A 13,984-nucleotide genomic window follows, 5' to 3' on the forward strand; every position below is an offset into this window, starting at 1 on the left:
GCCCCGGGGGACGCTCCTGCGGGCCCCGCGGCACGTCCCGTCCTACGGCGAGCCCGCGAACTGGACCGCGAGGCCCGCCGGGCGCGGGGCCCGCAGGAGCGTCCCCCGGGGCGGCCACCGCTCCCAGGACTGGTGAGCGGAGACCCCCGCGCGGGCCGATCACCGCCCGAGTGTCAGTGCCGGGTCGTACGGTGGATGCATGCGGCCCGTTTCCAAGATCGAACGTTCGGTGGCGCCCTTCGAGGTCGTCAGCTCCTACCAGCCCAGCGGCGACCAGCCGACGGCCATCGCCGACCTGGAGCGGCGTGTCCGCGCGGGGGAGAAGGACGTCGTGCTCCTCGGTGCCACCGGCACCGGAAAGTCCGCCACCACCGCGTGGATGATCGAGAAGCTCCAGCGCCCCACCCTGGTGATGGCGCCGAACAAGACGCTGGCCGCCCAGCTGGCGAACGAGTTCCGCGAGCTCCTGCCGAACAACGCGGTGGAGTACTTCGTCTCGTACTACGACTACTACCAGCCCGAGGCGTACGTGCCGCAGTCGGACACGTACATCGAGAAGGACTCCTCGATCAACGAGGAGGTGGAGCGCCTCCGGCACTCCGCGACGAACTCCCTGCTCACCCGCAGGGACGTCATCGTGGTCGCCTCCGTCTCCTGCATCTACGGCCTCGGCACGCCCCAGGAGTACGTGGACCGGATGGTCCCGCTCAAGGTCGGCGCGGAACTCGACCGCGACCAGCTGCTCCGCCGCTTCGTCGACATCCAGTACACGCGGAACGACCTGGCGTTCACCCGCGGCACCTTCCGGGTCCGCGGCGACACCATCGAGATCTTCCCGGTCTACGAGGAGCTCGCCGTCCGGATCGAGATGTTCGGCGACGAGATCGAGGCCCTCTCCACCCTCCATCCGCTCACCGGCGAGGTGATCAGCGAGGACCGCGAGCTGTACGTGTTCCCCGCCAGCCACTACGTCGCCGGCCCCGAGCGCATGGAGCGCGCGGTCAACGACATCGAGCGCGAGCTGGAGAGCCGCCTCGCCGAGCTGGACAAGCAGGGCAAGCACCTGGAGTCCCAGCGCCTGCGCATGCGGACCACCTACGACATCGAGATGATGCGGCAGATCGGCTCCTGCTCGGGCATCGAGAACTACTCGATGCACTTCGACGGCCGAGAGCCGGGCTCCGCGCCCAACACGCTCATCGACTACTTCCCCGAGGACTTCCTGCTCGTCATCGACGAGTCGCACGTGACCGTGCCGCAGATCGGCGCGATGTACGAGGGTGACGCCTCCCGCAAGCGGACCCTGGTCGACCACGGCTTCCGGCTCCCGTCCGCCCTCGACAACCGCCCGCTGAAGTGGGAGGAGTTCCAGGAGCGGATCGGCCAGACCGTCTACCTCTCCGCGACCCCGGGGACGTACGAGCTCTCCCGCGGCGACGGCTTCGTCGAGCAGATCATCCGCCCCACCGGGCTCGTCGACCCCGAGGTCGTCGTCAAGCCCACCGAGGGCCAGATCGACGACCTGGTCCACGAGATCCGGGTGCGCACCGAGCGCGACGAGCGGGTGCTCGTCACCACCCTCACCAAGAAGATGGCCGAGGACCTCACCGACTACTTCCTGGAGCTCGGCATCCAGGTGCGGTACCTGCACAGCGACGTCGACACCCTGCGCCGGATCGAGCTGCTGCGCGAACTGCGCGCCGGCGAGTACGACGTCCTGGTCGGCATCAACCTCCTCCGCGAGGGCCTCGACCTCCCCGAGGTCTCCCTCGTCGCCATCCTCGACGCCGACAAGCAGGGCTTCCTGCGCTCCGGGACCTCCCTGATCCAGACGATCGGCCGCGCCGCGCGCAACGTCTCGGGCCAGGTCCACATGTACGCGGACCGGATCACCCCGGCGATGGAGCAGGCCATCGACGAGACCAACCGGCGCCGCGAGAAGCAGATCGCGTACAACACGGAGCACGGCATCGACCCCCAGCCGCTCCGCAAGAAGATCAACGACATCGTCGCGACCATCGCGCGCGAGGAGGTCGACACCGAGGAACTCCTCGGCACCGGCTACCGGCAGGGCAAGGAGGGCAAGGCCGCCAAGGCCCCCGTCCCCTCGCTCGCCGCGCACGGGCCGAAGGGCCGCGGCAAGGGCGGGGCGGGCTCGACGGTCGAGCTCGGCGACCGGCCCGCCTCCGAACTGGCCGCCATCATCGAGGAGATGACCGACCGGATGCGCGCGGCGGCCGCCGAGCTGCAGTTCGAGGTCGCCGCCCGGCTCCGCGACGAAGTGGGAGAGCTGAAGAAGGAGTTGCGCCAGATGCGGGAGGCCGGACTCGCCTGAGGCGCGGGCCCGGCGGGGGCGGGGCCGTCCGGCGGCCGACACGCGCTCCGGTGTGTTGCAAGACCGACACAAAACCGGACCTCGCCCCCGCGCTGTCAGTGGTGCTGCGTAATGTGCTCGGCAACCGCACGCACCGGAACAGCGGACGCGGGGAACGCCAACGAGAGGGGCAGACGCGTGTCGGTCAACATGACCAAGGGCCAGGCCATCAGCCTGGAGAAGCGGGACGGGGGCAGCCTCAGCCAGGTGCGGATGGGGCTCGGCTGGCAGGCCGCGCCGCGCCGCGGTCTCTTCGGCAAGCGCACCCAGGAGATCGACCTGGACGCCTCGGCCGTCCTCTTCGCGGACAAGCAGCCGGTCGACGTGGTCTTCTTCCGTCACCTCGTCAGCGACGACGGCTCGGTCAAGCACACCGGTGACAACCTGGTCGGCGGTGCCGGCCAGGGCGGGGACGACGAGGCGATCCTCGTCGACCTCCAGCGGGTCCCGGTCCACATCGACCAGATCGTCTTCACGGTGAACTCCTTCACCGGCCAGACGTTCCAGGAGGTGCAGAACGCGTTCTGCCGCATCGTCGACGAGACGAACGGCCAGGAGCTCGCGCGCTACACCCTCGACGGCGGCGGCAACTACACCGCGCAGATCATGGCCAAGGTGCACCGGGTCGGCTCCGGCTGGCAGATGACCGCCCTGGGCAACCCGGCCAACGGCCGCACCTTCCAGGACCTGATGCCGACGATCCTGCCGCACCTGTAGGCAGCACCGCACCGCACCCGTCCACAGCTCCCGGAGGCAGCAGGCCGCCGGGAGCTGTCCCGCATGAACCGCACCTGCCGCATGCCGAACGCCGAACGCTGAGGGGACAGAGCCGATGACGGCCGAGCTGGTCCGGGGGCAGAACCACCCCCTGCCCGACACCCGACTGGAGATCCGGGTGTCGGCCGGTCACCCGGTCCTCGCCGGAGCCACCCTCGGCGACGAGCAGGGCCGGGTCCCCGGCGCGGAGTGGATCGCCCACCCCGGAGCGCCCTCCCTGCCCGGCGTCGACGTGCCGGGACAGGCCGCCGCCGACCACCGCCTCACCGTCGACCTGGACGCCGTGCCCGGCGCCGTCCACCGCGTCTCGGTGCTCCTCGCCCTGCCCGGCCCGCGCGCCGGGGGAGCCGCCCGCTTCGGCTCGGTCGCCGCCCCCTTCGTCTCCGTCGCCGCCCCCGGCGGCACCGAGATCGCCACCTACACGATCACCGGGCTCGACAGCGAGTGCGCCGTCGTCGCCCTGGAGCTCTACCGCCGCCAGGGCACCTGGAAGGTCCGCGCCATGGGCCAGGGATACGAGGGCGGACTCGCCGCCCTCCTCGGCGACCAGGGCCTGCCGCACCCCGCCGACCTGGCCGCGAGGATCCTGGAGACCGTCGCGCCCGATCCCGCCCCGGTCACCGCTCCGGCGCAGCACGCGCCCGACGCGGAGCGGGTGCGCAGCACCGCGCCGCTGTCCGCCGCGGACCCGGCCCCGACCGTCCCGGTCAGCCCGCCGACGGTGCCGGACGAGCCCGCGCCGACGACGGTCGGCGGTCCCGTCGACTACGCCCATCCGCGCCGCCGGACCGCCCCGGCACCCGGCCCCGCGGCCGCTCCCGAGCCCGGCGGGGAGTCCCGGCCGGGGCCGCCCGCGCCGGTCGCCGGGGACGCGTCGGGCTGGTCCATGGACGAGCGCCTGTACAACCAGGTGTGGGGCATGTTCGAGGACCTGGCCAGGACTGCCGCCGCGTACCGCAGTGCCTGCGAGTTCGCCGAGAACCGGCTCGACCGGGAGCTCGACCAGACGCTGTCCGACTACCGGGCCCGCGCCGACGGCGCCAACGATGCCGCGCGGGCCGCCGCCCGGGCCCGGCACGACGAACTGGTGGCGCGGGCGCGGGAGGCCCTGGACCGGGACCTCGCCCAGCTCGTGGCCGAGTCCGAGGTCGTCGAGCCGGCCCTGCCGGCCGCCTTCGCCCGCTGGGACAACCCCGTCTGGCAGGCCTACCGCGTCCCGGCCGAGGAGCCGATGGCCGTCCGCCTCGGCGACCTCCACCTCCCCGAGCGGACCGACCTGCGGATCCCGATGCTCGTCCGCCTCCCGCTGGAGCGGGGGCTCTGGGTGGACAGCGGCCGGGGACACTCCGAGGCCGCCGCCCTCCTCGACGAGACCGAACTGCGTCGGTTCGCGCTGGACTGCGCCGTCGCGCACGCGGCGCGGCTGCTCGCGGCGCACCCCGCGGGCGCGTTCACCGTGCACGTCGTCGACCCGGCGGGCGCGGGCGCCGCGGCCCTCGCGCCGCTCGTGGAGACGGGTGTCCTCGCGGCCCCGCCGGCCCGGGGCGCGGCAGGGGTCTCGGCCGTTCTGGAGCAGCTGACCGAGCGGGTCGACCTGCTGCAGATGGCGGTGCGCGCGGGCGCGGCCGACGCACTGCCGCCGGGGCTGGACGGTGCCCGGCAGCTGCTGCTCGTGCACGACTTCCCGCACGGCTTCGACGACCGGGCGGTCACCCGCCTGCGCTACCTCGCGGACGAGGGGCCCTCGGTCGGCGTCCATCTGCTGATGGTGGCGGACCGGGCGGACGCGTCCGCGTACGGGCCGCTCCTCGACCCGCTGTGGCGCTCGCTGCTCCGGCTCACCCCGGTCGCCGACGACCACCTGGCCGATCCGTGGGTCGGCCACGCCTGGTCGTACGAGCCGCCGATGCCGCCCCGGGGCAGCGGGGTGCTCCGGCAGGTCCTCGGACAGGTGGCGGCCGCCCGTCGCGGAGGCCGGTCCTGACCTCTCCCCGAGGACTGCGACGCCCCGAACGGCCCAGGGGGCAGGGTCAGTTCCGGTACTTCTGACCTGGCCTCTTGGGGGCTCTTTACCCTTCTCTTTACCTTCTCTTGGTCTTTCGGGTACTGTTCTTCCTGCGGAGGGGAGTACTCCCCATTGCGCGGCGTACCCGTCAATACGGACGGATCATCCTGATCCGATCCCGGGGCGTCGGCCCGGCGGCGATCGTCCGTCGCCCGGGTGGAAGAGACCTCCGGCAGCGACGACGCTGATCAGTAGCCGTACGACGCCGGAGGCGCAGTGGACGTTTCAATGACCCTCTGGGTGGTGACCATTCTCGGTCTCGCCGCCCTGATCGGTGCCGACTTCTTCATCGGGCGCAAGCCCCATGACGTGTCGATCAAGGAAGCCGGGATCTGGACCATCGTCTGGATCGTCCTGGCCGCGATCTTCGGACTGGGCCTGCTCTTCTACGGCAACGCCCAGGCGTCCGGCGAGTTCTTCGCCGGATACATCACCGAGAAGTCGCTCAGTGTCGACAACCTGTTCGTCTTCGTCCTGATCATGGCGAAGTTCGCGGTCCCGTCACACCTCCAGCAGCGCGTGCTGCTCGTCGGTGTGGTGATCGCCCTGGTGCTCCGCACGATCTTCATCGCCGCGGGCGCCGCGATCATCGCGAGCTTCTCCTGGGTCTTCTACATCTTCGGCGCGTTCCTGATCTACACCGCCTGGAAGCTCATCCAGGAGGCCCGCGCCGACGAGGACGAGGACGACTGGGAGGAGAACCGCCTCCTCAAGAGCGTCGAGAAGCGCTTCGGCGTCGCCGACCGCTACCACGGCACGAAGCTGTTCATCGTGAACAACGGCAAGCGGATCATGACCCCGCTGATGGTCGTCATGCTCGCGATCGGCACCACCGACATCCTCTTCGCCCTCGACTCCATCCCGGCGATCTTCGGCCTCACCCAGGACCCGTACATCGTCTTCACCGCCAACGCCTTCGCCCTCATGGGTCTGCGGCAGCTGTACTTCCTGATCGGCGGCCTGCTGAAGAAGCTGGTCCACCTCAGCTACGGCCTGTCGGTGATCCTCGGCTTCATCGGCGTCAAGCTGGTGCTGCACGCCCTGCACGAGTCCGGGGTGCACGTCCCCGAGATCTCCATCCCGTTCTCGCTCGCCTTCATCGGCGGTGTCCTGGTGATCACCACGATCACCAGCCTCATCGCCTCGAAGAGGCAGTCGGAGCGGGAGGCGGCCGAGGCCGCCGCCGGTGAGGAGGGCGTCGACGACGCCAAGAAGGACAGCATCGGCGCCTGACCCGCGCGCCACGCGGCACGCACACGGCGACGGCCGGCCGGGGACTCCCCGGCCGGCCGTCGCCGTTCCCCCGCTCAGACCGAGGCGGCCTCGGTCTCGGCCCTCTGCGCGACCCGGGCCGGCAGCGTCTCCGGAAGGAGCGTGAAGCAGCCGAGACCGACGAGGGCGACCACGGTCAGATAGCCCGCGACGCCCCACGGCGGCCCCGAGCCGTCACGGGAGAGCGCGGTGGCCACGATGGGGGTCAGGGCGCCGCCCAGCACCCCGGCCAGGTTGTAGCCGACGGCCGCGCCCGTACAGCGGACACGGGGCTCGTACAGCTCCGGAAGGTACGCCGCCACCACCGCGAACATCGTGATGAACGCCAGCAGCGCCCCCAGGAAGCCCAGGAACATCAGCCACGGGCGCGCCGTGTGCAGCAGGCCCACCATCGGGAACATCCACAGCGCGGAGGCCGCGCACCCCGCCAGGCACAGCGGCCGACGGCCCCAGCGGTCGGCGAGGAGCGCGACGAACGGCGTCACCGCCCCCGCGATCGCGACCGCCGCCATGACACAGCCCAGCATCACCGTGCTGCTCACCCCGAGCCGCTCGGTCCCGTAGGCCAGCGCCCAGGTGGAGACCGTGTAGAAGGTGGCGTACCCGACCGCCAGCGCCCCGGCCGTCAGCAGCACGAGCCGCCAGTGGCCGCGGGCGACCTCGGCCAGCGGCGCGCCCGCGGTCCGCCCGGCCGCGGACAGCTTCTCGAACTGCGGGGTCTCCCGGAGCGAGGAGCGCAGCAGCAGGCCGGCCGCGGCGAGCAGCCCGGCCGCCCAGAACGGCACCCGCCAGCCCCAGGAGCGGAACTCCGCGTCGCTCAGCCCGGCCGAGAGCGCCAGCATCACCCCGTTCGCCAGCAGGAAGCCGATCGACGGGCCGATCTGCGGGAAGCTCGACCAGAGCGCGCGCCGGTGCTCGGGGGCGTGCTCCGCGGTGAGCAGCACGGCTCCGCCCCACTCGCCGCCGAGGCCCAGGCCCTGGAGGAAGCGGAGCACGAGCAGCAGCACCGGGGCGGCGATGCCGAGCGTCGCGTACGTGGGCACGAAGCCGACCGCGACCGTGGCGGCGCCGGTCAGGAGCAGCGAGGCGAAGAGGACCGGGCGCCGTCCGTACCGGTCGCCGACGTGGCCGAAGAGGACCGAGCCGAGCGGCCGGGAGAGGAAGCCGACGGCGAAGGTCCCGAAGGCGGCCAGGGTGCCGGCGAGCGGCGAGAAGGTCGGGAAGAAGAGCGGCCCCAGGACGAGGGCGGCGGCGGTTCCGTAGACGAAGAAGTCGAAGAACTCGATCGCGGTGCCCACGAGCGAGGCGGCGGCGAGCCGGCCCATCGGGGGAGGGGGTCTGTGGGCGGGACTAGTCTGAGCGCATGACGTACAGCGGAGTGGTGAAGGTCGGCGGGGCGGCGGACGTGCACGAGCTGACGGACGGAATCGGGGAAGCCGGTGGCGACGGAGCGTTACGAGGGCTCATGCCGCGCCAACTACCCCGCCGCCGTCCGCGTTACGGGGGCGTGCGGGAGCGCGTGGCTGTTCAGCCGCGCGCTCTCGGGAGACGGGCGGCTCCGGCAGGGGCTACCAGCCGCGCTCGCGCCACACGGCGAGCGAGGGCCGCTCGTCACCGAGCGTGGTGTCCTTGCCGTGGCCCGGGTAGATCCAGGACTCGTCGGGCAGCACGGCGAAGAGCTTGGTCTCCACGTCGTGGATCAGGCTCGCGAAGGCCTCGGGGTCCTTCCAGGTGTTGCCCACCCCGCCGGGGAAGAGGCAGTCGCCGGTGAAGACGTGCGGGTGGCCGTGCGGGTCGTCGTAGACGAGGGCGATCGAACCCGGGGTGTGCCCGACCAGGCGGCGCGCGGTCAGCTCGACCCGGCCGACCCGGATCACGTCCCCGTCCTCGACGGGCACGTCGGTCGCGACCGGGATGCCCTCCGCGTCGTACGCGCCGGCGTACGTCACCGCGCCGGTCGCGGCGACCACGTCGGCGAGCGCCTGCCAGTGGTCCCCGTGCCGGTGGGTGGTGACGACGGACGCGATGCCGTCGTCGCCGATCAGGGTGAGGAGGGTGTCGGTGTCGTTGGCCGCGTCGATCAGCAGCTGCTCGCCGGTGGCCCGGCAGCGCAGCAGGTACGCGTTGTTGTCCATCGGGCCGACCGCGACCTTCGAGATCATCAGGTCCGTCAGCTCGTGCACGTCCGCCGCCCCGCCGACCTTCACCACTCCGCTGTACGTCATGCGCTCAGACTAGTCCCGCCCACAGACAGCGCGGGGCCGTGGACGCTAGAGCGGGGGGAGCTTCGGCAGGGGGCCGCCCGTGGTCTCCAGCGCCGAGCCGTCGCGGCGTCCGGCCAGCCAGCCGAGGATCTCGACGGCGGGGCCCGTGACGGCGACGCCGCCGGACGTGCCGCCGGTCTTCCACTCGCGGCCGTCGTCGGCCCGGAGGGAGGTCGCCGGCACGCTCTCCAGCCCGGCGAAGCGGTCGGCGAGGAAGGCGGTCTCGCGGTCCGTGAACTCCTCGGGCAGGTCCTCCAGCTCGTAGCCGACGCCGAGGTCGACGTGGTGGAGCTCGACTTCGATCCAGCGGCGGAAGGGGATCCGGGAGGCGCTGTCGAGGACGCCGTTGCGGAGCTCGACGGTCCGGCTCCAGTCGGCGGGCTCGGCGCCCAGGGCCTGGAAGCGGTCCGCGGTCGCGCGCAGGTCGGCGAGCTGGACGTCGAGGGGGCGGCCGGAGTCGCGCTCGATGTCGGCGTCCCGGGTCGCGGCGTCGGGGTACATCGGGAGGCCCCGGAGGACGTTCACCAGGGCGTCGGCGTTCCGGGCGACGTGGGCGAGCACGTGGCCGCGGGTCCACCCGGGCAGCCGTGACGGCTCGGCCCCGGCCGCGTTGTCCAGGGAGCCGGCCGCCGTCAGCAGCCTTTCGGTCGCCGCGTGGAGGTGAGCGAGGTCGCGTTCGTGGTCGATCATGGCGCCGACCTTAGTGGCAGCCGGGTACCGCCACTCGTTCGGGTGAACAGCTCTCCACGAGTCCGGAAATCGAATGTGCGTGCTATAGGCTCGAAGGAAGCATCCGGCATGCTTGAAGCGTTGGGTGTGACAGGTACATCAGCTCGCCGCGGCATCCGTCCCGCGGTACTCGCTCCCTGAAGCATCCGCTCTGAAGCATCCGCTCTCTGAAGAAAGGTGCGGACCGGCGTGGCCGACCGTCTCATCGTCCGTGGCGCTCGTGAGCACAACCTCAAGAACGTCTCGCTCGACCTCCCGCGCGACTCCCTGATCGTCTTCACCGGACTCTCGGGGTCGGGCAAGTCCTCCCTCGCGTTCGACACGATCTTCGCCGAGGGGCAGCGCCGCTACGTCGAGTCGCTCTCCTCCTACGCCCGGCAGTTCCTCGGTCAGATGGACAAGCCGGACGTCGACTTCATCGAAGGTCTGTCGCCCGCGGTCTCCATCGACCAGAAGTCCACCTCGCGCAACCCGCGCTCGACGGTCGGCACCATCACGGAGGTCTACGACTACCTCCGCCTGCTCTTCGCCCGCATCGGCAAGCCGCACTGTCCCGAGTGCCACCGGCCGATCTCCCGCCAGTCGCCCCAGGCCATCGTCGACAGGGTCCTGGAGCTCCCCGAGGGCAGCCGCTTCCAGGTGCTCTCCCCGCTGGTGCGCGAGCGCAAGGGCGAGTTCGTCGACCTCTTCGCGGACCTCCAGACCAAGGGCTACAGCCGCGCCCGCGTGGACGGCGTGACCGTACAGCTGAGCGAACCGCCGACGCTGAAGAAGCAGGAAAAGCACACGATCGAGGTCGTCGTCGACCGCCTCACCGTCAAGGGCAGCGCCAAGCGCCGCCTCACCGACTCGGTGGAGACCGCCCTCGGCCTCTCCGGCGGCATGGTCGTGCTCGACTTCGTCGACCTCGCCGAGGACGACCCCGAGCGCGAGCGGATGTACTCGGAGCACCTCTACTGCCCGTACGACGACCTGTCCTTCGAGGAGCTGGAGCCGCGCTCCTTCTCCTTCAACTCGCCGTTCGGTGCCTGCCCCGACTGCACCGGCATCGGCACCCGCATGGAGGTCGACCCGGAGCTGATCGTCCCCGACGAGGACAAGTCCCTCGACGAGGGCGCGATCCACCCCTGGTCGCACGGCCACACCAAGGAGTACTTCGGCCGGCTCATCGGCGGTCTGTCGCAGGCCCTCGGCTTCCGCACGGACCTGCCGTACGCGGCCCTGCCGCAGCGCGCCAAGAAGGCCCTGATGTACGGCCACAAGACCCAGGTCGAGGTGCGCTACCGCAACCGGTACGGCCGCGAGCGGGCGTACACCACCCCGGCCTTCGAGGGCGCCGTCTCCTTCGTCAAGCGGCGGCACACCGAGGCCGAGAGCGACTCCAGCCGCGAGCGCTTCGAGGGCTACATGCGCGAGGTGCCCTGCCCCACCTGCGAGGGCACCCGCCTCAAGCCGATCGTCCTCGCCGTCACGGTGATGGAGAAGTCCATCGCCGAGGTCTCCGCGATGTCGATCAGCGACTGCGCCGAGTTCCTCTCCCGCCTCCGGTTGAACGCCCGGGACAAGAAGATCGCCGAGCGGGTCCTCAAGGAGGTCAACGAGCGGCTCCGCTTCCTCGTCGACGTCGGCCTCGACTACCTCTCGCTCAACCGCGCCGCGGGCACCCTCTCCGGCGGCGAGGCCCAGCGCATCCGGCTCGCCACCCAGATCGGCTCCGGCCTGGTCGGCGTGCTGTACGTGCTCGACGAGCCGTCCATCGGCCTCCACCAGCGCGACAACCACCGCCTCATCGAGACCCTCGTCCGCCTCCGGGACATGGGCAACACGCTCATCGTCGTCGAGCACGACGAGGACACGATCAAGGTCGCCGACTGGATCGTCGACATCGGCCCCGGCGCCGGTGAGCACGGTGGCAAGGTCGTCCACTCCGGCACCTTGAAGGAGCTCCTCGGCAACGAGGAGTCGATGACCGGGCAGTACCTCTCGGGCCGCCGGGAGATCCCCACCCCCGACATCCGCCGCCCGGTCGACCGCGGCCGCCGGCTCACCGTGCACGGGGCCCGCGAGAACAACCTGCAGGACATCGACGTCTCCTTCCCGCTCGGCGTCCTCACCGCCGTCACCGGCGTCTCCGGATCCGGCAAGTCCACCCTGGTCAACGACATCCTCTACACCCACCTGGCGCGCGAGCTGAACGGCGCCAAGTCGGTGCCCGGGCGGCACACCCGGGTGGACGGCGACGACCTCGTGGACAAGGTCGTGCACGTCGACCAGTCCCCGATCGGCCGCACCCCGCGGTCGAACCCGGCGACGTACACCGGCGTCTTCGACCACGTCCGCAAGCTCTTCGCCGAGACGATGGAGGCCAAGGTCCGCGGCTACCTGCCCGGCCGGTTCTCCTTCAACGTCAAGGGCGGCCGCTGCGAGAACTGCTCCGGCGACGGCACGATCAAGATCGAGATGAACTTCCTCCCGGACGTCTACGTGCCGTGCGAGGTCTGCCACGGCGACCGGTACAACCGGGAGACCCTGGAGGTCCACTACAAGGGCAAGTCCATCGCCGAAGTCCTGAACATGCCGATCGAGGAGGCCCTGGACTTCTTCGAGGCCGTCCCGACCATCGCGCGCCACCTGCGCACGCTCAACGAGGTCGGCCTCGGGTACGTCCGGCTCGGCCAGTCCGCGCCGACCCTCTCGGGCGGTGAGGCGCAGCGCGTGAAGCTCGCCTCCGAGCTCCAGAAGCGCTCCACCGGCCGCACGGTCTACGTCCTGGACGAGCCGACCACCGGTCTGCACTTCGAGGACATCTCCAAGCTGATCAAGGTTCTCTCCGGACTGGTCGACAAGGGCAACTCGGTGATCGTCATCGAGCACAACCTCGATGTCATCAAGACCGCGGACTGGCTCATCGACATGGGCCCCGAGGGCGGCAGCGGCGGCGGTCTGGTCGTCGCCGAGGGCACGCCGGAGGAGGTCGCCTCGGTCCCGGAGAGCCACACCGGCAAGTTCCTCCGCGAGGTCCTCGGCGCGGACCGGGTCAGCGACTCCGGGGCGACCGTCCCGGCGGCGCGCGGGACGCGGAAGACCGCGGCGAAGAAGGCCCCGGCCAAGGCGACCGCCAAGAAGGCCGCGACCAAGGCGACCACGGCGAAGACCACCGCCACCAAGGCCGCTGCCAAGAAGACGGCCACGAAGGCGACCGCCACCAAGGCCGCCGCGAAGAAGGCGACGACCCGGGCCCGCAAGGCCTGACGTCCCCGGCGGGGCCCCCTTCACGGGGGCCCCGCCGCGTCTCCGGACGTGCCCGGGCGGACTGCCGCGTCCCGCGGCCGCCTCGCCGGGCCCGGCCGTCGGCGGCGGGATCCGCGCCGGTATCGTCGGTTCGGTACACCTTGCCCCGATCCCCGTGGAGCACCCATGTCCGGCCAGTCCAGCCGCCGCACCGTCCTGAAGGGCGCCGCTCTCGCCGGTGCCGCCGGGCTGGGAGTCGCCGCCTGCTCCACCGAGTCCAAGCTCGGCCACGCCGGGGTCCCGACCCCGACGGCCCCGGTCGCCCTCGGCGCTCCGGAAGAGATCCCCGTCGGCGGCGCCAAGCTCTACCGCGAGCAGAAGGTCGTGGTGAGCTGCCCGGCCGAGGGCCAGTACAAGGCGTTCAGCGCCCAGTGCACCCACGCCGGCTGCGTCCTCGACAAGATCGAGGACAACGAGGGCAACTGCCCCTGCCACGGCAGCCGCTTCGACGTGACCACGGGCAAGGCGCTCAGGGGCCCGGCCACGGTCCCGCTCCCCGCGGTCCCGGTCCGCGTGGAGAACGGCCGCCTGATCGCGGGCCCGGAGACGGCGGCGCCGAAGGCCTGACGGGCACGGGGCCCGAGGTGGCGCATCGGTCCGAGATCTGCCTGGTGCGGGGCCCTCTCAGGACCAGTCCCAGTCGATGCCCAGGATTCCCGGGCGTACCCCCTGCTCCACGACGTGCACCGTGCGGTGGTGGCCGCTCACGGTCAGGTCCGCTCGGCCGCCGCGTGGCGCGCCCGCCGAGGCCTGGGTGAACCTCCGGCACCGCACCGGCAGCGCCGCCTCGTCGAAGCGGACCTGCAGCACGTACTGGCCGCCCGCGAAGCTGAACCCCCGCACGTACTCGCCGCTCGGCCCGCCCGTACCGTCCTCGAACCCGTACGAGAAGACATATGTGTCCCCGGCGCGCAGCCGCGTGTCGAAGAGCAGCTCCGCGACGACCACCCCCGTGCCCGCGTCCCAGCGCACCCGCCCGGTCCGGCAGTTCTCCGCCGCCCGCACCGCGACCCGCGACGGGTCGCAGCCCGCGTCCCCGTGGTGGATGGCCAGATAGCGGTCCACCCCGTCCCGGTGCGCCCGCACCACCTGCTGCGACTCGCGCCCGACCAGCTCCCGCCCGGCCCCGATCCGTACCCCGCATCGACCGCAGCCGGCTCCGCACCGCCGGGCCCCGGGCACGCTCTGGTGCCGCTGCTGGTACTCGGCTGC

General features: G+C 71.7%; 9 protein-coding genes and 1 pseudogene. 6 read left to right on the top strand and 4 right to left on the bottom strand.

Annotated elements, in window-relative coordinates; genetic code table 11:
* Window positions 1-199 precede the first annotated feature (199 nt).
* The 4 genes from uvrB to EAO70_RS22300 all read left to right on the top strand — a co-directional run bounded on the left by uvrB (window position 200) and on the right by EAO70_RS22300 (window position 6,449).
* Window positions 200-2,335 carry an excinuclease ABC subunit UvrB gene (uvrB, locus tag EAO70_RS22285; protein ID WP_148004587.1) on the top strand — a complete coding sequence of 712 codons (2,136 nt, stop codon included), beginning with the start codon at window positions 200-202 and terminating at the stop codon, window positions 2,333-2,335.
* Window positions 2,336-2,512: 177 nt separating this feature from the next.
* The gene (locus tag EAO70_RS22290) at window positions 2,513-3,091 is read left to right on the top strand and encodes a TerD family protein (protein ID WP_148004588.1); all 579 of its coding nucleotides are present in this window, start codon (window positions 2,513-2,515) and stop codon (window positions 3,089-3,091) included.
* Between the two features lie 115 nt (window positions 3,092-3,206).
* Window positions 3,207-5,135: a TerD family protein gene (locus EAO70_RS22295; protein ID WP_148004589.1), complete on the top strand. Its 1,929-nt coding sequence runs from the start codon at window positions 3,207-3,209 to the stop codon at window positions 5,133-5,135.
* Window positions 5,136-5,444: 309 nt separating this feature from the next.
* On the top strand, window positions 5,445-6,449 hold the full coding sequence (locus tag EAO70_RS22300; protein ID WP_148004590.1) for a TerC/Alx family metal homeostasis membrane protein: 1,005 nt from the start codon (window positions 5,445-5,447) through the stop codon (window positions 6,447-6,449).
* Between the two features lie 74 nt (window positions 6,450-6,523).
* On the opposite strand, the gene EAO70_RS22305 is transcribed toward EAO70_RS22300, so the two are convergent.
* From EAO70_RS22305 to EAO70_RS22315, 3 genes are all read right to left on the bottom strand, one after another.
* Window positions 6,524-7,813, bottom strand: a complete 1,290-nt coding sequence (locus tag EAO70_RS22305) for an MFS transporter (protein WP_148004591.1) — start codon at window positions 7,811-7,813, stop codon at window positions 6,524-6,526.
* Window positions 7,814-8,056: 243 nt separating this feature from the next.
* Window positions 8,057-8,713, bottom strand: coding sequence for an MBL fold metallo-hydrolase (locus tag EAO70_RS22310; protein WP_148004592.1), 657 nt, complete (start codon window positions 8,711-8,713; stop codon window positions 8,057-8,059).
* A gap of 45 nt (window positions 8,714-8,758) precedes the next feature.
* Window positions 8,759-9,442 (bottom strand): maleylpyruvate isomerase family mycothiol-dependent enzyme, encoded by a 684-nt coding sequence (locus EAO70_RS22315; protein WP_148004593.1) that lies wholly within the window; start codon window positions 9,440-9,442, stop codon window positions 8,759-8,761.
* Between the two features lie 228 nt (window positions 9,443-9,670).
* On the opposite strand from EAO70_RS22315, the gene uvrA reads away from it, so the two are divergent.
* Both uvrA and EAO70_RS22325 read left to right on the top strand, forming a co-directional pair.
* The gene (gene uvrA / locus EAO70_RS22320; protein ID WP_148004594.1) at window positions 9,671-12,733 is read left to right on the top strand and encodes an excinuclease ABC subunit UvrA; all 3,063 of its coding nucleotides are present in this window, start codon (window positions 9,671-9,673) and stop codon (window positions 12,731-12,733) included.
* A gap of 165 nt (window positions 12,734-12,898) precedes the next feature.
* Window positions 12,899-13,339 carry a Rieske (2Fe-2S) protein gene (locus EAO70_RS22325; RefSeq protein WP_148004595.1) on the top strand — a complete coding sequence of 147 codons (441 nt, stop codon included), beginning with the start codon at window positions 12,899-12,901 and terminating at the stop codon, window positions 13,337-13,339.
* A gap of 57 nt (window positions 13,340-13,396) precedes the next feature.
* Here EAO70_RS22325 and EAO70_RS22330 read toward each other — a convergent pair.
* Window positions 13,397-13,909, bottom strand: a pseudogene (locus tag EAO70_RS22330) (hypothetical protein); the annotation flags it as partial.
* Window positions 13,910-13,984 lie beyond the last annotated feature (75 nt).

It is taken from the genome of Streptomyces sp. adm13(2018) (assembly GCF_008042145.1).
Classification (GTDB): domain Bacteria; phylum Actinomycetota; class Actinomycetes; order Streptomycetales; family Streptomycetaceae; genus Streptomyces.

Coding starts and splice junctions, on each gene's coding strand:
- uvrB (WP_148004587.1), top strand. CDS start 200: ATGCGGCCCGTTTCCAAGATCGAACGTTCGGTGGCGCCCTTCGAGGTC.
- EAO70_RS22295 (WP_148004589.1), top strand. CDS start 3,207: ATGACGGCCGAGCTGGTCCGGGGGCAGAACCACCCCCTGCCCGACACC.
- EAO70_RS22300 (WP_148004590.1), top strand. CDS start 5,445: ATGACCCTCTGGGTGGTGACCATTCTCGGTCTCGCCGCCCTGATCGGT.
- EAO70_RS22305 (WP_148004591.1), bottom strand. CDS start 7,813: ATGGGCCGGCTCGCCGCCGCCTCGCTCGTGGGCACCGCGATCGAGTTC.
- EAO70_RS22310 (WP_148004592.1), bottom strand. CDS start 8,713: ATGACGTACAGCGGAGTGGTGAAGGTCGGCGGGGCGGCGGACGTGCAC.
- EAO70_RS22315 (WP_148004593.1), bottom strand. CDS start 9,442: ATGATCGACCACGAACGCGACCTCGCTCACCTCCACGCGGCGACCGAA.
- EAO70_RS22325 (WP_148004595.1), top strand. CDS start 12,899: ATGTCCGGCCAGTCCAGCCGCCGCACCGTCCTGAAGGGCGCCGCTCTC.